Annotated in this window: 21 protein-coding genes; 1 reads left to right on the top strand and 20 read right to left on the bottom strand. The window is 35.2% G+C overall.

Going from position 1 to position 21012, the window contains the following annotated elements:
- Positions 1-120: 120 nt before the first annotated feature.
- The 3 genes from H583_RS0114270 to H583_RS0114280 all read right to left on the bottom strand — a co-directional run bounded on the left by H583_RS0114270 (position 121) and on the right by H583_RS0114280 (position 3544).
- Positions 121-1407 carry an NCS2 family permease gene (locus H583_RS0114270; protein WP_028561031.1) on the bottom strand — a complete coding sequence of 429 codons (1287 nt, stop codon included), beginning with the start codon at positions 1405-1407 and terminating at the stop codon, positions 121-123.
- 100 nt (positions 1408-1507) lie between these two features.
- Positions 1508-2326 carry a purine-nucleoside phosphorylase gene (locus H583_RS0114275; protein ID WP_051236483.1) on the bottom strand — a complete coding sequence of 273 codons (819 nt, stop codon included), beginning with the start codon at positions 2324-2326 and terminating at the stop codon, positions 1508-1510.
- 39 nt (positions 2327-2365) lie between these two features.
- Positions 2366-3544 (bottom strand): adenosylhomocysteinase, encoded by a 1179-nt coding sequence (locus tag H583_RS0114280; protein WP_028561033.1) that lies wholly within the window; start codon positions 3542-3544, stop codon positions 2366-2368.
- A gap of 132 nt (positions 3545-3676) precedes the next feature.
- Between H583_RS0114280 and H583_RS0114285 the strand changes: the two genes are divergently transcribed.
- The gene (locus H583_RS0114285) at positions 3677-4348 is read left to right on the top strand and encodes a Crp/Fnr family transcriptional regulator (protein ID WP_028561034.1); all 672 of its coding nucleotides are present in this window, start codon (positions 3677-3679) and stop codon (positions 4346-4348) included.
- Between the two features lie 38 nt (positions 4349-4386).
- Here H583_RS0114285 and H583_RS0114290 read toward each other — a convergent pair whose 3' ends face one another.
- From H583_RS0114290 to H583_RS0114370, 17 genes are all read right to left on the bottom strand, one after another.
- Complete coding sequence (locus H583_RS0114290; protein WP_028561035.1) at positions 4387-4764, bottom strand: hypothetical protein; 378 nt, start codon at positions 4762-4764, stop codon at positions 4387-4389.
- A 206-nt stretch (positions 4765-4970) separates the two neighbouring features.
- Positions 4971-5939 (bottom strand): ornithine cyclodeaminase, encoded by a 969-nt coding sequence (locus H583_RS0114295; protein WP_028561036.1) that lies wholly within the window; start codon positions 5937-5939, stop codon positions 4971-4973.
- Between the two features lie 83 nt (positions 5940-6022).
- Positions 6023-6991: a hypothetical protein gene (locus H583_RS0114300; protein WP_028561037.1), complete on the bottom strand. Its 969-nt coding sequence runs from the start codon at positions 6989-6991 to the stop codon at positions 6023-6025.
- Between the two features lie 7 nt (positions 6992-6998).
- Positions 6999-8723, bottom strand: coding sequence for an ABC transporter ATP-binding protein (locus tag H583_RS0114305; RefSeq protein WP_028561038.1), 1725 nt, complete (start codon positions 8721-8723; stop codon positions 6999-7001).
- Complete coding sequence (locus tag H583_RS0114310; protein WP_028561039.1) at positions 8720-10456, bottom strand: ABC transporter ATP-binding protein; 1737 nt, start codon at positions 10454-10456, stop codon at positions 8720-8722. Before H583_RS0114310 ends, H583_RS0114305 begins: the two co-directional genes overlap by 4 nt.
- Positions 10457-10512: 56 nt before the next feature.
- Positions 10513-11751 (bottom strand): ATP-grasp domain-containing protein, encoded by a 1239-nt coding sequence (locus H583_RS0114315; protein ID WP_028561040.1) that lies wholly within the window; start codon positions 11749-11751, stop codon positions 10513-10515.
- Positions 11748-13262, bottom strand: coding sequence for a class I adenylate-forming enzyme family protein (locus H583_RS0114320; RefSeq protein ID WP_081667230.1), 1515 nt, complete (start codon positions 13260-13262; stop codon positions 11748-11750). The genes H583_RS0114315 and H583_RS0114320 overlap by 4 nt, the downstream gene beginning before the upstream one ends.
- Positions 13263-13426: 164 nt before the next feature.
- Positions 13427-13669: an acyl carrier protein gene (locus H583_RS0114325; RefSeq protein ID WP_028561042.1), complete on the bottom strand. Its 243-nt coding sequence runs from the start codon at positions 13667-13669 to the stop codon at positions 13427-13429.
- Positions 13666-14883, bottom strand: a complete 1218-nt coding sequence (locus H583_RS0114330) for a phenylacetate--CoA ligase family protein (protein WP_028561043.1) — start codon at positions 14881-14883, stop codon at positions 13666-13668. The genes H583_RS0114325 and H583_RS0114330 overlap by 4 nt, the downstream gene beginning before the upstream one ends.
- A gap of 17 nt (positions 14884-14900) precedes the next feature.
- Complete coding sequence (locus H583_RS0114335) at positions 14901-15299, bottom strand: Rieske (2Fe-2S) protein (RefSeq protein WP_028561044.1); 399 nt, start codon at positions 15297-15299, stop codon at positions 14901-14903.
- An 11-nt stretch (positions 15300-15310) separates the two neighbouring features.
- On the bottom strand, positions 15311-16348 hold the full coding sequence (locus tag H583_RS33015; protein WP_036709743.1) for an amidohydrolase family protein: 1038 nt from the start codon (positions 16346-16348) through the stop codon (positions 15311-15313).
- Positions 16349-16370: 22 nt separating this feature from the next.
- Entirely contained in the window at positions 16371-16856 is a 486-nt protein-coding gene (locus H583_RS35355) for a citrate lyase holo-[acyl-carrier protein] synthase (RefSeq protein WP_028561045.1), read from the bottom strand.
- Positions 16846-17796 (bottom strand): triphosphoribosyl-dephospho-CoA synthase, encoded by a 951-nt coding sequence (locus tag H583_RS0114350; RefSeq protein WP_154665897.1) that lies wholly within the window; start codon positions 17794-17796, stop codon positions 16846-16848. The genes H583_RS35355 and H583_RS0114350 overlap by 11 nt, the downstream gene beginning before the upstream one ends.
- The gene (locus H583_RS35360; RefSeq protein ID WP_051236485.1) at positions 17708-18895 is read right to left on the bottom strand and encodes an aminoacyl--tRNA ligase-related protein; all 1188 of its coding nucleotides are present in this window, start codon (positions 18893-18895) and stop codon (positions 17708-17710) included. The genes H583_RS0114350 and H583_RS35360 overlap by 89 nt, the downstream gene beginning before the upstream one ends.
- A gap of 4 nt (positions 18896-18899) precedes the next feature.
- Positions 18900-19613, bottom strand: a complete 714-nt coding sequence (locus H583_RS0114360; protein WP_028561047.1) for an HpcH/HpaI aldolase/citrate lyase family protein — start codon at positions 19611-19613, stop codon at positions 18900-18902.
- 15 nt (positions 19614-19628) lie between these two features.
- On the bottom strand, positions 19629-19874 hold the full coding sequence (locus H583_RS0114365; protein ID WP_028561048.1) for a hypothetical protein: 246 nt from the start codon (positions 19872-19874) through the stop codon (positions 19629-19631).
- Entirely contained in the window at positions 19871-20986 is a 1116-nt protein-coding gene (locus tag H583_RS0114370; RefSeq protein WP_028561049.1) for a glycoside hydrolase family 88 protein, read from the bottom strand. Before H583_RS0114370 ends, H583_RS0114365 begins: the two co-directional genes overlap by 4 nt.
- Positions 20987-21012 lie beyond the last annotated feature (26 nt).

A 21012-nucleotide genomic window follows, 5' to 3' on the forward strand; every position in this document is an offset into this window, starting at 1 on the left:
ACCGGCCTATCGAGCATCCTGGGCAAAAAGAAGTTTGCAGAGTGCACCCGGGATGCCCGCAGCCATTGTGGAGCTGATCATGCTGTGAATCTTTATTCCTGATCTGTATGCTTAGCAAATCTAATGATTGTAAAGAAACAGAGCGATCAGGTTCAACAGGAATAAAAAGGCCGTCACATAAAGGAACGGAGATACCTCTCTCCACTTCCCAACAGCAATCTTGACTAATGGATAGGCAATAAATCCGAAGGATAACCCGTCTGCAATACTTAAAGTTAGCGGTATACATACAATGATTAGGAAGGCAGGCAGCCATTCTGTAAAGTCTTCAAATTTGATTGCCGCGATGCTCTTCATCATCAGCGCCCCAACTACGATAAGTACCGGAGCAACTGCATTTCCGGGAATGTACTGGACATAAGGCAGCACGAATGCACACAACGCGAACAAGACAGCAGTTACCAGGGCCGGAATGCCTGTTTTTGCGCCTTCCGAAATGCCTGAAGCGCTCTCAGCAGCAGCAACAGTTGGACTTGTGCCGAACAATCCCGAGAGCATGGTAGAAACTGCTGCTGATTTAAAGGCTCGCGGGAATTTTGCAGGGTCTGACAACATGCCGCTAAGGAGGCCCATGTTCTCAAACAGAACAATCATCGTAATCGAAAAGGCTGCCATCCAGAATGGGAGCCGGAGCATACTAAATTCAGCGGAGTTAAACAGCTGGCGGTAAGCCTGAAGATCCAGCGTTTCAGTGCCTGCTGCTATCCCAGGCTCGATAATTAAAATCAAAATCGCCGTCGTAAGCAGGCCTATCAGCAGACCGCCCCTAGTATTTCTGGCAACCAGCATGAATGTTACGATCAGTCCGATTACAGTCGATAACGTGACCGGGCTTGCAAGGTTTCCCAAAGTCAGGACTGTCGTGCTGTCCGCCTCGATGATGCCTCCCTTTTGAAGGCCGATAAATGTAAGGAGCAAGCCAATCCCTGCCGTGATCCCATGCTTTAAGGAATCCGGCACGGCGGCCATTAAGCGCATGCCTGCCGGAGAAATTGCCACCAGAAAAAATATAATCCCTGAAAGAATAATGACTGCCAGCCCCTGCTGCGGAGTCAGTCCCATAGATTGCACCATCGTATAGCTAAAAAAAGCATTAATCCCCATACCCGGGATTAAAATAACAGGTGCATTCGCCCACAGCGCCATAAGGAGGCAGCCTGCAATAGAAGCAGCCAGTGTGGCGACAATTCCCGCGCTTAGCGGCACTCCTGCATCCTGCAAAATTAACGGGTTAACCAGTATAATATAGGAGCAGGTAAAAAATGAGGTTAACCCTGCCATCAGCTCTCTGCGCCATGTTGTTTGATGTGATTCAATTTGAAAATACCGGCCCATTCGGTTCATCATTGCTTCTTTCCCCCATGTTCTTTCCCGCACCGCCCGTTACACCAACGCCAGCCTGACCTGCATAGCTTTACATCGGAAATCCAACCTCATTGTTTATCCCTTACATTGCGGCTACGATTTCTTTTACCAGTCGTAAAAATTTCCCCTTGCTCTTCTCTGTTGTCTCCATCACTTCTTCATGTGTTAATGCGAACCGGGATATGCCCGCCGCCAGGTTGCTAATACAAGAAATACCGAGCACCTCAATGCCGGCGTGCCTGGCTGTAATTACCTCGGGCACCGTTGACATTCCAACAGCGCTTGCACCCAATTGGCCTAACAAGCGAATCTCGGCTGGCGTTTCATAACTGGGTCCCGGCATTCCCGCGTATACCCCTTCAACCACATGGATCTGGTGCTTGGCGGCTGTTTCTTTGGCCAGTGTAATCAGTGTCTTGGAGTATGCCTCTGACATGTCCGGGAATCGGACACCAAACGTCTCGATATGAGGACCGATCAGAGGATTTTGCCCTGTCATATTGATATGATCCTGAATCAGCATTAAATCACCCGGATGAAATGCCGGGTCAATGCCTCCTGCAGCATTGGTGACAATGATTTGCTGCACGCCAATGGCCTTCATGACGCGAATCGGATAGGTAACCGCAGCGAGTGAGTGGCCCTCGTAATAATGAAACCTCCCTTGCATCGCTGCTACCGTCCTGCCGCTTAATTGACCGATGACCAATTGCCCGGCATGTCCTTCCACTGTCGATAAAGGGAAGTGCGGAATTTCATGATATGGAATTATAACCGGATTGCTAATCTGATCAGCCAGAACTCCAAGCCCTGAACCGAGCACCAGTCCAATTGAGGGCGCTTGTTGAATTTTCGCTAACAAATACTGTTTCGTCTCTATAATTTTGTCTAATAGCTCCATAGTTACTCAACCTTTCGCCCTTTTTTATTACACTCCACTCTAATTCAAGGACGCCAGAAATAAACCGCTGATCCGGCTGTCAATATCTTGTGGAACCGGCTGCATGCCGGGTTGCAAGGTTTCTGCCCCTGTCACAATGCGATAAGCCGAATAGGATTGCAGCCCCAGTCCAAGATCCATAATTTCAATCGGATTGCCGTCAGCTCCGGCCAGGTTCAGCGGGCTTGCGTTATGCAGCAAGTATATGCTTTTGGCGTCAAAGGCTATGCGTTCAATCCCTTCCTTGACTTGTTCAATGGAACGGGAAGCTTTCTTGATTTCCTCTACACTGATTTCAAATCCGTAATGGCCTGAATTGCAGAGAATCACTTTATCCTTGAATAACGGGATATGTGCTTCTGTAATGACATTAAATGTTCCGGTTACAGTAATAATCACATCTGCATCCGGAATTAATTCATGCAGTTCGCCAACCAGATGTCCGTCTGATTTGGCCTTCAATTGATGGACAGGGTTAATATCGTATACCATTGTCGTTGCGCCCAAGCCGCGGAATTTCTTGGCGACGCCGCTTCCGCAATAGCCGTAGCCAACGACGAGTACTTTTTTGCCGCCAACAAGGAGGCTGGTTGTCCGCATAAAGCCGTCCACTACAGACTGGCCCACGCCGACAGCGTTTTCAAGAATTTGCTTTAATGGCGAGTCATCAATCACAATTACCGGATAGGCCGGTTCCGCCTGATTTTTCTCAATCAACAATTTACCGGAGCGCGTCTCTTCATTCGCACCAATCGGGCTCCAGCCCGGGTTAAGCTCATGATGGGCGAGAATCAGGCTTGCTCCATTGTCCAGGAACAAATCGACCGGTTGTGCCATTACCAGCCTCAGATAGCGTTTATGGTCATCATAACTGTCGCCTTCCTTGCCGAGTACCGTTATATTATCAAGGGATGCCAAGTATGCAGCCGTGTCCTTCTTCGTTGTCCCCAGACAACCCACCAGATAGACATGCGCTGCCCCGCCCGCCAGCAGCCCTTCAATCCAATAGCCGGTTTTTGGTTCAATATGCATACAGACCGCAACCGTTTTTCCTTTGAATGTCTGCTGCTCGTTAAACATCCGGTTTACGCCGGCAACAATAGGCATCCGCTCCCGGAACCAATGCATTCTTGCTGCACCGGCACTTGCCAAACTGCAATCATCAATAATAGAATTCATACATCCACCTCTGTCTTCAGTAATTGTGTTGTACTGCTGACATTAGTATAATGATTTGCAAATCCGGACGATAAGGACATATGTCCGGTTTTTACCGCAACAGAAAATAAATTGTGTAAGGAGTCCTGTACGATGCCAAGCCAGCCTCTCTCTGATCTCAACAGCGCAATTATCAAGGCTGACCTGCAAGAAATCATTCCCCCCGAACTCATTGCTTCCCTGAAAATCAGACATTACAGAAAAAATGAAACGGTCATGGTTACGGGGAATGAGCTGAATTATTTTTATATCATTCTTGAAGGCAAGGTTGCGATTCATAATTCTTCCGAAAAGGGGAATGTGGCGGTTGTGGACTACGTAGAGAAAAGAGGCTTGTTAGGAGATATTGAATATTTTCACAAGTGCAATTATCTGCATACGGCAATTGCTGCCATACCTACAGACATCTTGCTTATTCCCCTGGAAATAATGCAAACGCATTTAACCAAATCGGTATCTTTTCTAATGTTTATGTGTTCAAGCATTACTGAAAAGCTCATGAAGTCCTCGATCAAAAATGCAAGATCACTGTTATACCCTGCACGCAATAAATTATGCAAGTATATGCTGCAAATGTCAGAAAAGTCCGGAATACCGTTTATACCTTTTATTAATAAGGATATCGCCAGCACATTAGGAATCTCAGACCGCCATCTAAGACGATTGCTTGGGGAACTTATAGAAGAGAAAATTGTTCTAAAGGAGAACAAAACGGTCACTATTTTAGATATTGAAAAATTAAACTATTATTCCTCCTATTTTTAAGGTCCTATATGGAGATGCCAAAGAGGCTGCCACTAGGTTTATAACCCGGCGACAGCCTCTGTGCTGCGCCAATTATGCTTGGGATGCATGTACCCCAGCGCAATAGCTCCTGCTGTAGAAGGAAGAAAAAGAAGCAAAGAAGGTAAAATCTGATTGAACCCGGCTAGGGCTTCGATTTTTACCCACCCGGTCATCAGACAAACCACCAAGCCAAGCCCTGCAGGAACCGCCCACAGGATCACACCCGTCATAAATGAAAGCAGATTCCGCCGCAAAGAGGACATCCCAAGCTTCTGCCATGAAATTCTGTCGACTCTGCGGATGCAAGCAATCAGTGCAATGCTCAGAACAGCCGTTAGTACGCCAAGCAGAAAATGATTGCCGCGATGTCTGTTCCATACATTTTTACCTGTCATCCTCCTGTTTGGCTAAAAGAAAAGAAATTTAATACCCATGAAAAGCCTTGTAAATCAAGGTTTTTCATGGGTATTAAATTCAAGCTCCGTGAGACTTCACGAAAACGTTCCAAAAAGTTCTCATTATTGATCGTTTACGAGACCTCTTAGAGCACGATAAAAGAATTGTTTAAGTAACTTCTTTATAAACAAATCAGCAAACTGTTCTAGTCTTCTAGATCTTTCCCAAATCCATTTTGAAGCGCTAAATAATAGTAATAATTCGCTATTGATATATCAAATGAGGCCATACCCATTGGATTAAAAAATAATATTTTCTCGTTTGTGATATGCTCTAAAGCATTCGCACAAACAACTTCCGAAATAGAGATAGTGTCTTCTTTACATAAACCGCGGGTCTTATTTAAGACTTCAATATCAGTGCTAGCACGACATACTTCTTCCCAATTATCAACTATAACTACCGGCTTATAATCAAGAATAGATGGTTTATAGTCTCTTAGTGAGACATTCAGTAACATTGCACCTTCTTTTGGTTTTAGATCAATGTATCCTGATACAGAGACAGTACAAGTTATTATCAAATCGCAATCTTGATAAGCATCTTCCCATTTATTCACAATATGCGTACGTTCAATGACTTGCCTCGGAATTGACTCCGGCTGAATATTTCTGACATCAAATAAGTGAATACTTTCAATTTTTTCATCAAACAAATTCGCTAGCATTTGAAGATGCAATTGACCAATAGGTCCATATCCAATAATCCCCACATTAATGTTTCCTATCTTTCTCTTATTAAGTACTTCTTTAATAAAGAGACCTGTCACAGAGGCAGTTCGTATCCCGCTAATCAAAGCGGTATTTATTGTAGCTAGATGTTGACCAGTAGTTGTATCACTAAGAACGGTTATAGAATGTGCCCTAGGAATATTCTTGTCAATATTCCTAGGAAACGAAGATATCCACTTTATTCCAGAAATATTGATGTTTGAACCTACATAAGCAGGCATAGCTATAATTCTATTTACTGGATCAGGGAATTTTAAATATGGTTTTATAGGTTGATGAAACTCACCTACTTCAATACAAGCTGCTGTTTGCTTAATAATATTTACCGTCTCATCCCAATTAACACCTAGTTCTAATATATCTTTAGTATTTAAATATAACATTAACTTCCTCCTAATTGAAAAAGATAAACCTCTAACTTTGATAATGAAAAGAATGAACCAGCACTTTATTTGACACTTAGAAATTAGAATTGTAGTAATTTTTTATGTGTCTCTAATTCTTCTAAATAACTTTGATACATAAACTTAATAATTGAATTGAGAGTCTCTTCTTTACCTGTAAATGAGTACTTTATTAATAAGTTTCTTATATTTCCCCATCTTTTTTGTAACATTATATAGGCATTCTGTATTTCGTAAAAAGCTGGTTTACTATTCTCACTTTCTTTAAATATATATTCAAATGATAGATGATTCTGTTTATGTATATTAGATATTCGGTAAGCAAGATACTCATATTCCTTTATGTTCTTAAAATCACTAATAAGACACTCTCTTATGTTATCTATATAATACTTAAGTGCATTCATACCAACAAACAAGGTATTCAACTCAGAATCTTCTGAGTGATTAGACCCTTCTATTATTTTTTTTATTGAAGGGATAAAGAGCTTTATTGTAAGATCACTTTCGTTTCTTTCATTTTTCTTTACTTGATATGCTTCATAAAATAACTCAGAACCCTTGCATTTTGCTGCCAGATATGCGTTATAAAAATCATCATAGGGTATGAGAGTTTTATTAAATGCTCCGTGTTTAGTAATATCTTCATTTACTATATATACTTTATTAATATCATCATAACCATAAATACACGTTGGATGAATATGATGATCCTTCTTGTGAAATCTACCGAAAGGATAATAAAAACAATCAACAGAAATGAATAAATAATTGTTATCATTAATATAATGTCTAATTGAATCATGAAAATCTGTTTTTAAATCAATTTTTTTTATCTCGAAGTAACTATTGAGTTCCTCCATGCTGACAAACAATTCAAATTGAGAATTATTATTGACTCTATAATTATAAGGTAAAAATAGGCAATCCGTTCTACCTATTACCTTATTTAAAATTGACATTACACTATTTTTAACACAATCAAAATATATTGAATTATAAAATTCAAAAGGAAGAATCACTGCACTCATGTTCCGTCTATACCTCCACATAACTATCTAGTTCAAGCATTCTTCGGTACTCCTTCGATTCACTTCGTAAATACTCATGTTTGCCTTGTGCTATAATCTTTCCATTTTCAAAAATGTAAATTATATCCGAGTTCGTAATCGGTGCAATTCGATGACTAATAATAATAGTAGTGCGATCATTTCTTATATTCTCAATATTTAACATAATCTTTTCTTCAAGTTTATAATCTAGTGCAGAGGTAGCTTCATCCAAAATGAGAACTTCTGGTTCTCTTAACAATGCTCTGACAAGCGCAATCCTTTGCCTTTCTCCGCCTGAAAGAGATAAGCCTCCTTCTGATATTCGTTCATTTAATTTTAGTGGTAAGGTTTTAATCAATGTATCGATGCATACAATTTCACAAAAATACCATACTCTTTCAATAGGGTGATTTACTCCAAGAGTAATATTATCCCAAATAGTTCCTTGAAAGAAAAAAGGATCCTGTTTAACTATACTAACTCTTTTATAGTATTCTTTTTTATTTATTTTAGAAATTTCGATACCGTTAACTCTTACTGTCCAGACATCCAATTTAAAATTATTATCAATCAAAATGTTAGCAAATGTAGATTTCCCACTACCACTTTCACCAATTATCGCAATTTTTTTACCTATCGGGATCATAGTTGTTTTTATATAATTATTTGGCATTTCAATATTTTCAGTTGGGCTAAGTAAAGCATTATCAAAAGAGATATTAAAAATTTTATCAACACTTTCTTTACCATTATTTTGTTCATTTTCATCAAACATAGCATTCAATCGCGAGAAATTAGGTGAAGAACTAAATATTGTATTAATTAAATTAAAGCTGTTTGTACAGCTATCGATAAAATATGACGATAATTGATAGGCAATTACAAAAGATCCAACAGAAATATAATTCTCACTAAGTAAATATCCGCCTATTCCAAAAATTGTTAAGTAAATCCCCCACTTAAGGGGATCGCTAATAATAAAGATCTTAATTTGTAATAATATTTCTTTCCTACTTAAATTAAATAGCCGCTGAAAAATATTTTTATATTGATTGGTTTCGAAGTCCACACTATTATATGAAATGACTTCTCTGGTCGATGCAATTCCTTCTTCAATAAATGAAGTTAGTTCTGAGGAACATTGATTTTTTAGATTGGATAATGTTATTAGCTTATTTTTATTTTTCTTTATGACTATTAAATATAAGGCGATAAGAATGAAATTAATTAAGAAAATATAGGGATTTATTGAATAAATAATAATAGCTGTTAGAACTATTACAAAGACTTCTTGAATGAGTTTTGGTATGAAATAGCTAGTTGTATTCGAAACTTGCTCAATATCATTTGAAAAATAATGAATGATATCTCCTTTCTTATAATTTTGCAAATTAGATATGGGAAGAGCATAAAATTTTATTAGCAATTTTGATGTTAGTTTATATCTTAATGTATTCTGGTTTTTTAAAAAATGATATGGTGATAAAGTAAACAATATACCAGAACCCAATAATGCTAATGACAGGTAAACAATTAATTCAAAGAATAATGAAATATTTTTTTGCAAGAATGCCTCATCAATTAAATATTTTTGCAGATAAACTGCAAGAAAATTTAACAGTGCTTCAATAAGGAGCAAAAACAATGAAAGTATTAACGGCCACTTGATCTCAAGTAGATTATTAATTAACCATTGATAGCTTTTTCTCATTTTAATAGTTGTTCACCTCTGACTAATTCATGAAATCTACCCTTTTTAGCCATTAGATTCTCATATGAGCCATCCTCTTCTATTTCTCCATTATTCATTACGATAATACGAGTACATATTTTTAGTAATGCTAACTTATGAGTTGTGAGTACAACAGTTTGATTTTTCAAGAATGACTCTAAGGAATTAATTATCCTCTCTTCTGAGTAGTTATCCAGGGATGAAGTAACCTCATCTAGCAAAATAATTTTTGAATTTTTAAGAAAAACCCTTGACAGTGAAATTCTTTGTTTCTGGCCACCTGATAAATTTAAGCCTCTATCTTTTAAGACAGTATTATAACCATCTGGTAGCTCTTTAATAAATTTTTCTGCTTGCCCAGCGGTCGTTGCAGATATGATATCATCAAGAGAAGCATTAGGATTAACAAACTTGAGATTATTAATAATGGTTGTAGAAAAAATGAAACTTTCCTGAAACACTAAAGTTATATATTCCCTTAATTGTTTGAATGAGAATGATTTAATAGGTACTTTATCAATATAAATTTCACCAATTGATGGATCGTAAAATCGAGCAAGTAATTTTAACAAGGTCGATTTGCCACTTCCACTTGGGCCAACCAAAGCAATACGTTCACCAGGTTTAATTATTAAACTAATATTTTTTAGAGTCTGTTTGCCGTCAACATAATAACTAATATTTCTTAATTCAATTTCACCTTTGACATCTCTAACTTCTTTGTTTCCCTCTTCTTCTGCAACTTCAGGTAATAACTGAATATAATCATATAGATTTTTAGCGTTATTTAATATGATTCTTTGATCTGTGATATATGTCACAATCATTGTAAGCTTGAATACTGTAGTAACAAAAAGAAGAGTAAAGACTACAAACTGACCATATGAAAGTTCATCATTGATTACTAAATAAAAAGAATAACTAAATAATGATATCGTTCCAATATGAAAGATAAGCCTTCTAACGGAGCCTCGTATTTGAGCTAACAAATGAAAATTTAATAGTTTACGATTAAATTGTTTGAGTACATTCAGATAATTGTTATGCTGCCAGTCTAACGAGTTATAAAGCTTAAATTCATTAATAGAACTGATTGTTTCATGTAACTTATGGTTATTTAGAGCTCTTTTTTGTGCAAGTTCAACTCCTACCAAAGCTGTTTTTTTTTCTAGCATTGGACCAATTAACATATAGATGAGAAAACATAAAATTAGAATGATAGACAATTTATAGTTTTGAGTAATAAGCAATGAGAAAGATACAATCACATAAAGAAGATTAGTAATCAAAAGCGGGAGATAGTGATTAAATAACTGTAAAACCTGATTTACCTCTATATTGAAAAGGGATAAAATTTCTCCCACAGATTTTTTTTCGAAATATTTCAATCCCAATTCCCTTAATTTTTCATATAGCTTTAATTGAATATCTCTTTTAATTTTCAATTGTAACAATTGCTTCAAGTATGTTGATGAGGCTGTAAGTGAAGTTACTACTATGGAAATCAGGGTAACATAAAGTAAAATTTTAATATAATTATTATTTCGATTAGATATAGTGTCATCAATTAAAACTTGTATTAACTTTATTATTGCTATTTCCAGCACACTTACGATTAGTAAACAACTTAAGAGTCCTAGCACTATATATATATATGGTCTTGTAAATTTAAGTAACCAAAAATATAAAGGTAACACATGTGATTTGGACATATCATATTAACCCTTCCATGTTTTGAATCTATGACTTAAAATTAGAATAAAACTTATTACTTTAAAGAGATTTTTATAACTAATTTTATTTTTTCTTCTATCTGTCTAATTTTTTCTTTTGCACTTGTTGCATCATTTGATATCACAATAATTTTCCCTACCCAGTCAAAATTGGACTTAGGGGTAGGTAACCGCGCTCCAGATTTCAAAAATTGTATTTTTTTTATATCATGGTCTTTATATAATTCACCCAATCCTTCTACCTCAACTAATTCTCCTTCTACAGGAGAACAAAATTCTCGCGAAGCAGCGCCTAGCTTAAACTTCGGTGTAAGGTCAGGTTGCTCTCCTAAATACATTTTAATGATTTCTTTAGGCAACTCTAAGCCTGTGGAGTGATAGATCATCTGAGGCACTGGTCCCCCGACTAATCTAGGATTAATTTCTATTATTTTAGGTCCATCACTTGTAATAGCTACCTCAGTATGACATGCACCGAAATTGTAATCTAATTTAATTAACGCGTCCCTCACTATCGATACGACTTGATTTTCATTCTCAAGTTTTACAGGGAAACTGGATCCAGCTTCAACAAAAAATGGGCTACCTATAATAATACGATCTGTAATCCCAATACAATGAAATTCGTTATCATAAGTGATAGATTCTATGCTTATAATCGGGCCTTCGGCATATTCTTCAATCAACATTTCAGATTTTCCAATAAGCCCTCTCCCGAAAAAACGATTATCTTGATAATAATTATATGCATCTATCAATTCATTTTCATCATAGACTAGCCTTACCCCAATACTCATAGCAGCATTACAAGGTTTTATTATACATGGAAAACCAATCGTCTTTGACGAATCAATTGCTTGTTCTATTGATTCCACTAAAGAACTTCTAGGGACAGGAATACCATGTTTTTCTGATAATTTTCTCATCATACCTTTATTCCTTACTGAACGAGCAGTGACAGGATTTAATGTTAGAAGACCAAGCTTATTTGCACATTCGGTAGCTTGTTCCACATATAGTTCAGCAAAAGTCAACACAGCAGTTAAGGGATTTTCTTTATGGTATTTATCAATAAAATCTATCAATTGTTTTATGTCTGATGTATCAATAGTTACAATATTATCTACTATACTTAATGGGTGGTCTTTTAATTCTGTTTCTTTCAAATAATAATTAAGGTCAGATGTTAACAAAGTAACAAAGCACTCTAATTCTTTGGATTCTCTTATACCTGTTAGTGAATCATTGCTCTCAATAAATAGTATATGTCTCATCTCTCTATCACCTTATTAATAATATTATTTAATTCAACTCGATTAATTTTTCCAGTTCTAGTTAAAGGAAATTCAGGGATAAAAAACACTTCTTTTGGAACTTTATATGCTGATAATTCCTTCTTACATGCTTTTAAAATTCGTTTTTTTTCTTGTTCTACATCAGTTGGAACACCTTCAATAATTGCAACGGGCACTTCTCCGTAAACTTCATCATTTATTCCAATAACGGCTGAATTTATAAAAGTGGTTTCTCTTATTATTACTTGTTCAATTTCTTCGGGGCTTATATTAATCCCACCAATAATAATTATATTTTTAATTCTTCCAGAAATAATTAAATTGCCATAAGAATCTATATATCCAATGTCTCCGGTGCGTAACCATCCATCAATAACTGTCATTTTTGTTAACTTCTCATCCTTATAATACCCTAACATTAAATTGGGACCATTAACGAAAACCTCACCTACTCCACCACATGTTTGAGGTCTTCCGCTATTAATGTCAATGATCTTCAACTTGATCTTGTTAACAGGCTTCCCACATGACAATCGCTTGTCGCCGCGCTCCATCATTGTTACTCTTGGTGAAGCCTCTGTTAGTCCGTAAGTTTGTATCACATCACTATTCTTGAAAAGGCTCTTAGCTTTTATAAATACTTCTTCAGAAAGTGAGGCCCCACTAATAGTTACAATTTTAATATCACCAACTATCTGTTCAAGTGATTCATGGTTCTGCAGTGTTATTATCAATTGGTAAAGAAATGTCGGAACGAGCGCCAAACATGTAATCTTCTGAGTTTTTAAAATATTCAAAGCTCTTCGAGATAATAGAGGCAATCTTGCCAGATAAATCGTAGCCCTATTGATAAAACTAGCGATAATCTGGGTTGTGATTGTTGAACTGAAAGAGACAGGCATTGTTACTAACAAAATATCATCGTCACCAATGCCTAATCCTAATTGATGTGCAAACGCATTCTCATAAACACTCTGATGTGACAGCATTACTATTTTAGGACTTCCGGTGCTCCCAGAAGTAGGTAACATTATAGCTACACTTTCATCAGATATAGTAGTCATCTCTTCGGAAATATCACTGGTGAATTCTGTGAGAAGTATTTTGTTGATATCTAGCCAATTTAAGTCATTATTATGATAGTTATCTGGACATTCATATTCAGAAATAATCGTTATAACATCACACTTCTCTATATAAGCATCTAACTCGGTATTAGATAAGTTAGTTGGAAAGGGGACGACTACCTTCCCAGCCATTAACACTCCAAAGAAAGCAATTACGAATTGTGTGTTATTATTAAACAAAATACCTATATGGCGGCTAGTGCTCGGTTCAGATTGAATGTATGAGGCAACTTTTACGGCACTGTAGTATATTTGAGAATATGTAAAATCACCCAAATCATCAATTATTGCAATTTTCGATCCGTACTTGTTATGATTATCTAAAAGTAACGATTGCAGGAGAAATTCCCCCATTAATATCATGTTCCTTTCTTGCGAATTTTATAGATTAGTGATAAGTAAGAAATAATATAGCTGCCCTCTCTTTAAGACGGGTTTAGTTACAGAAAGCTTTTATTAAGTCCTATTTATTAACCTTTTGTAGCTGCGTTACAGAAAAGTTTTTATATGTTCGGTCAAATAAGCAATTAAATTCTACTACTAATCAGAGCACACACTCTCCCTATTGTTGTAAAGTTTTCACCAACCATATCTTCATCAGGAATAGTAATATCCAATTCTTGTTCTAAAAGAGTTATTAATTCCACTAGCCTAATAGAGTCAAGGCCAATGTCATTAATAATATGAGAATCAAAAGTGATCTCATTTTTGTCTAGATAATTTCCTTTCATGTCTAAAACAACTTTTGTAACCGTCTCGAAAATGTTCATCCTTTGACCCCTCCGTCTATTAATGAAATAAATGAACTTACTTTTCTGGTAATAGGATGGAATTCAAGTGTTTCTACCCATTCTACTGTTACAGAAACAGTATATGGGAAGCTTGATAACACGAGTTCCCTTATTTTATTTTCTGTTTCCGTTGTGGCACCGCCTTTAGAAATTGCTTTCACAATAAAATCATAAATAGTGACTTGTATGAACTGTAATTGGATAATAGGTGAATTCTCATCTTCATATAAATATCTAAATAATCTACGAAGTAAAACAGGATTCATTCTTCCATTTGGTGTGATTATATAGTCACTTAATCTACCTTGAGCTAAAGTTAGAACTGGTTCAAGTCGTCCACATGTACATTCTTGCTTATCTATTTTCCCTATATCTCCGGTTCTATATCTTATTAAAGGTAGTGTTTTGCAATTTAGACTAGTAACAACAATCTCTCCGAAATCACTCTCATTACTTTCAGATAAAACTTCTAAAAATACATTATCCGAACATATATGCATTTTTTTATATTTGCATTCATAAGCTATTGGGAATAATTCTGCTAATCCATACATATTCGTTACAGTTCCACCAAACGCTTCGGCGATTTCGCTTCTCTGACCATCTGTTAAATGCTCCGAACGATTTTCAACTAGTTGAATTTTTGTCATGTTTATTTTATTGATATTGATATATTTTGCAAATTCAAAAAGCGAAGAAGCATAACCTTGTAAAATGGTTGGTTTGAATTCATTAATTGCAGATACAAACAGTTTATACCGTTCATCATTATTCTCATAAAGAGATAGTATTAACTCTTTTTTCTCATGACCATTGTATATAAACTTAAGCGGTTCCTTTATTTTATCAAAATGACAAATCGGACCTTTGAATGCTTTTTCTGAAATTCTCTTTCTTTCCCTACATAAAGACATCGTATTGAAAAAAAATTCTTCTTTTGATCTTAAATATTTAACAGGTATTCCTGTTGAACCAGATGTCCAATATGGTATACAGTTTTCTTCTGTAACTCCTTCTGTAAGTAGTCTTGTGTAATTGTCTCTTATATCTTTCTTCGTCAATAAAGGTATTTTTTCGAAATCATCATTGGTCAGTATCTCCTCATTTTGTGAAAAATGATTCTTATAAAAGTCAGTATGCTCCTTAGCATGATTGTAAACTTGAAGGATTTTATCAACTGATGAATTCCACAAAATACACTCCTCCTTTTTCATAAATGAACATAGATATTCCCTGATTCTACAGTGACGTCAAAAGTTATTACCGGCTCAATTTCTTCTTCTTTTTGAACAGTAACTGGATATGTTTTGACTCTACATTTATTTGGAGCAAATACTGACCGTCCGGTTGCTAAATTAAATTCCCATCCATGCCAAGGGCATCTCAGGATTTTCCCATCTTCCTCTAAGCTAAAGCTTCCATTTTCATAGACCGTCATACCACCAATATTACCTCTACATAAAGGAGCACCTTGATGTGGACAAAGATTTTTAACAGCTTTAAATTCACCATTGACATTGAAAACTCCAATACTTATACCTTCTATACTCACTAGTCGTCGCATTCCATGAACAAGTTGGCTTGTTTTACAAATAAAATGAGAACTCAACTCAAATCCTCCTATAGGCTATATAATTCTTTGGCGTTATTGTAGAATACTGAATTATGAAGATGAGAAGGTATTGATCTTCTTATATAGTCAGGTGAATCAAAGTCCCAATGAGCGTAATCACTAGAGAACATAAGAATGTGTTGGGCATCCATAGCTTCTAGCATTGACCACATATATTCTCTTTTATCTGGAACTTCAAGAGGTTGCGTTGTAACGCGAATATTTGACCTTAAATATTCATGTGGTCTTTTCTTCATCCAAGGCACCTCTTCCCGAAGTGCTTTATATTCTGCATCTAATCTCCAAAGTAGAGGCGGTATCCATGAAACCCCTCCCTCTACTAAAACAACCTTTAGTGCAGGAAATTTATCAAATACTCCTTCTGTAATAAAGCTAACTAGATGAGATTGAAAAGCTGTGGATAATAGAGTATGATACTCTATAAAATGTGAAGGATATCCTAAACTGTTTGAGTCATTAACCCCCACTCCATCTGTTCCAGGATGGATCGCAAATGGGATTCCATATTCTTGACATGCTTCATAAATGGGATGATATTGCTTTTTCCCAAATGCAGCCCTGGCACCAGAATCTACAACAACTTGCACCATGTGAGGGTGATTAACACATCTCTTAATTTCTTCAACTGCAGCAATTGGATCTTGAGGGTTTACTAAAATTGACCCCTTAAACCTTCCATGATTATTATGTTTCTCTAACCATTTGTCCATCAACCAATCATTATGTGCTTTTGCGATCTCATTGCCCAGATCATAATTGGGATAGGAACTTACAAAAGCACGTGGCAATAGTATACTGTAATCTATATCATAAATATCGAGGTGGTTACTCACTACATATTCTGGATCTGATGCGACTGGTCCACCTCTCGCCTGTTTTGCATCAATTCTATTTTCTTGAATTGGCTGGCTAAAATATTTATAACTGCCCCCTTTATAAAGCTTGCTCCATGGCCAAGACATATATTTTCTAATTTCGTCAATCCCCGTGGGCATTGGATGCACGTCACAATCGATAATTCCCATAAGAATTTCACCCCTAAATTAATTACTGTTTTATTATTAATTTCATAACCGCATTCTCCAGCTCAATTCCAGTATGTGAAGACAATGCAGCACATAATTTAGCTGGTTCACTACAGCACAAACATTTTCTTGGCTGTTCTCCCAACATTTTACGCGATATCTTGTTTCCTTTATTATCAAATACATCAATGTCCCAAAGTGTAGCCCACAAACTGCTTTTTTCCAAACTTAAAGTTAAACTTTTAATTTTCTCTGGAGTAGCATTTACTCGAATATAATGGCATTTATTAAGTTTACTATTATTAAATGTGGCTGGATTAAACTCAGTCAGATGGCCAGTTAGCTTAGATATTGCATCAAAAAAGATAACATCTTGGATTGACTCCTTGATCCTTGCTCTTGTTGGAATGCATAAAGTAACTTGAATCAATGTTTGCTCAAAATTTAAACTATGAAGCAATTGAATTCTCGAAGCTTCAATTTCCTCTCGTATTTTATTAATAATCAATATTCCCTCCATCCCACAAGTACAAAGCTAATGTGGAAGAAAGTAAATCTGCTGAACCTCCTGGATTAATACTATACTTATTAAATGCAGCTTCCATTTCATCCAGCATAATTTTCCCTGACAAACTAAAAACACTTCCCGAGTCTAGTACCTTCTTTGCCCAAAGTTGTGCATATTTTATTCTCCAACAGTTGAATTTTCGATTTAAAATGGTTGTATCATTTATTTTAGATATTAGAGTGATAAGTGTGTGAGTAAGCGATATCCTCAAATCTATACCATCCATAAGACATTCTTTTAACACTGGTAAGCCACATTGTAAAATGTGTGGAAATCCATCTTGTACTTCACCTCTAACCCCACGTATTCCATATTTAGAATATGCTTTCATCCCGGTACTTTCCGTTCCTTTTAATTTATTGAAATCATCTTTTAAATGCTTTATTGAAATCTCCTTTGCAAGTGAACAGATATTTATAGGATTAAAATCTCCATTTATCGAGTAATTGAGTCCAGCAGCCCCACATAATATAATATTCAGGAAAATTGATCCTTTATGTGTATTTATTCCATTTGTTGTTTGAAACATAACCTCTTCCGCTTCTAAACCAATATGACGCAATTTAATAAAGAGATCTGAATTATCATACTTTTTCCCTTCCCACTTTAGGCCTTCTAAAACAGATTTATAAAAAAATCTATTTAATGCTATACTACTTTTTGTGAATGTAAAGATATTCATATCAGTATGTATACCATTACTAATGGCGCTTACTAGTCCTGGCTTTGGCCATACTATTGCTTCTGCTAACAAAGAGAAGGTCATCTTCTCTGATATAGATATAGCTATCCTATTTGTATCCAACAATGTTTTTGGGCCAATCGGCTGGATCAGTACCGTACTGTTGCAAGAAGCTCCATACACATCTTTCAAGTCCAAGTCCAATGCACCCCGTCCAGGATTCTTTGTTGTTATTCATAGTTATATTAAATGTTTTAGTGAAATAATCTCCATGATTGTCAAATGAAGCTATTGAAATTGTATCGGATTTATGCGGAATTTCCGCTCTAATTTCTTGTTTAATAACTTCTGGCATATCAAATTTATCTACTTGATTTTTTGCAATGAAAAATGGATCATCGGCAACTACACTACTTGCACTAATCCCCATTAACTTAAGCCACTCGATCGACCATTCAACTGATTTAACACTCATTTCTGTAATAAATTTTTTATCACCAATAAACACAAACTCTCTCATATTAAAATTAATTAGACGCTCTAAGAAATGAAGATTTTTCCTTTCGTTTCTGTAACAAAGTCCTTTTACAGTAAATACTGTATTATTATTAATTTCTTTATTTTCATGTTCAAAATACACCTTCAAACAAGGTGCCGATTGAAGTGTATACGTAATTTTCTTATCTATAAATGGTCTAATGTCTTGCGATAGACCTTCAATAGCTATGCTGTTTTTGAAATCTTCAACAATAGAATAGTCATTATTTAAATGGGTAGCAATCATCAACCCTGTTGGATCATTCGAAAAATAATTCAACTTTTCTAAATAGTACGTTGGAATTATTGTTGTATATTGTTTTTCAACAACGCTCATTTCGTTCTTTTGTAAAACTTCATAAAAAAACATCTTGAATGATTCGTCAAAAAACTCCATTAATTTTATAATATGCGAGGATAATGAGATATCATGTTCTCTAAGAAATGATATCCATTTTTTTTCAATTAATTCATCGGCAATGTTTTTATGATTTTTAGGGGTACAGCACGTGGATAAGGTTGTATATGTATCTTCTCTTGAAGTTTTTTCTCTAGTAGACCATTTTTGATAACATTCAATTATTTTTTTTTCAATATCATTAGGATCTTCACTTTCTAAAAACCGAAATGTAATGGTTCCTAGTTCAGTCGGACTGTAAAAAATATTAAGAATATTTATATGTTTTTTCATGAAAGTCGAGAAACTTCCTATATCTTCCTTGCCAACTCTAATATCACTTATAGTAACTTCTTTAAACATGATATTATATTCTCCCAACAGAGTATATTTTATTTGCAATATCAATTTGTAGTGGATGAATTACTGATCTTCCCGTAAATCCAACCTTTTGTGAAAACTCACAATCAATTTTGAACAATTCAGTCTCTTTATAATTCATAAAGGTTGAATCAAAACATTCAAAATTATTTTCCCTACAAAATCCTCCTAATTTCTCTCTCGCATTTAATAAATCCGACCGTATATCAATAGAACCATTACGAATACTCAATTCATAATCTGATGCTCCAAAGGTAAAAGCGTATATACATTTACTTGATTTTGAAATTTCTTCAATATTATCTAATGCAATTTTACTTTCTATCATAATTTCATACTGCAAGTTGCAATTTAAAGATTCTATATATCTCTCGATAAGAATTATATCTTCGGGCTTACTTACCTTTGGAACTCTAATTCTACTTACTTTTTTAGAATCAATAGTTACTTTAATATCTTCTTTCCATATATCACTTTCAATCGCATTTATCCTTACTATTATTTTTTTACCCGTTTTTTTAAAATATTCATTAGCAGCATGTTTAACGAGGTACCTCGCTTCTAATTTATTAGCATCGGGAGTACCATCCTCTAGACATAAAATAATGTTTAATTTGTCATTTATGCGTATAGCATTTTCAATAAAGTTAGGCTTGTACGCAGGAACGTACAGGAATACTTTATTTTCAATTAAAGACATGGCGACTCTTTCCTTTCAGTGGAAGCTATTACTTAAAGCTTCGATTCTGCTTTCAATTACCCACTCATTTGCACCGTAGTAATAAATAATCAACGAGAGATTGCTGAGACCGTATTTAATTAAGTAATACTTAATTTTGTCATTAACTAAATTATCAGGTATTTCCGGAACTAAATTAATGATCTTAATGTTAGCAACATTAGTATCATCGTATATAATTTTCATATCACTTGATTCAGCTGTACCTATAATGAAATTCATTGTTGACTATACCTCCGATATACTGATAATGCTTCTAATAGAAAATAATCTCCCCAGATTGCGGACTCATTAGGGGCATTTATGTATTTAAAGGGCGTACTAACATCTAACAGCAATCCTTGATGTAAGTGATCATAGGAAATGAAATTATTACATAATTGGATAAGTATTCTCTCCCCATAGCCCCAGTACTTTCCTCCATTAATCAAATCATTATTAATAGATAAGTGATGTCCATACTCTAAAAATGCTGAAGCTGCAATTGCTGCGGCTGAGGTATCTAAAAGATGTTTCTTTTTCGATGCCACTAGATCCCATGATGGTAAATAATTTTGGCAATTTTCAATAAAAAACTCACTTAATTTATCTATCTCCTCTAAGTATTGCTTGTACCCCTGGGAACTCAAGCATATTTCAGCTTTAATGAGACCATATATTGCCCAAGTATGGCCACGTGTCCAGACAGAGTCTATGCTTTCGGAGTTTTTATAAATTGGCTTGATTAAATCTCCAGATAATGGATCAGCCTGTACATATTCATAGGTTCCACCATCAGATTTGATTAAATTGTTAATTGAAATAGTAATATTTTTTTGAAATGCTTTTATGTATTTTTTATCTTTAGTTTGCTTATAAGCCCAAATCCATATTAAGTTGTTCATTAATCCATCAACGCTTTGTATTTTTTCACCATCAGACATCCACGAGCATTTAAGATAGCCACCCGGCATAAGAGAATTAAACAAACTTTCAGCCGTTTTTAGAGCATTCTCTTTCAAATGACTGATTTTGGTGATATCATACCCAATTGCATAAGAAAAATAGATAATATAACCAATATCTTGAAATGAATCATCCAAAATATACTTATTTAGCCCTTTACAACACTCTAAGGCCTTATTCTTCCAAAACGAACTACCGTCATATTCATATAATAGTAATAAACTACCAATAAGGAAGCCACCTGACCATGTATCACCCCACTGCCATTTACCTTCTTTCGTATAGATAGGATTTGAACTTTCTTCGTGGTTTTCTCTATCAAATACTGTCTTTCTATATTTATCTATAGCAGTGTTATAAATAAAAGTAATTTTTTTTTCATTTATCATTCGAAAATTACTCTCCATAAAATGTT

Origin of the sequence: Paenibacillus pinihumi DSM 23905 = JCM 16419 (assembly GCF_000422505.1) — a bacterium.
GTDB lineage: Bacteria > Bacillota > Bacilli > Paenibacillales > Paenibacillaceae > Paenibacillus_D > Paenibacillus_D pinihumi.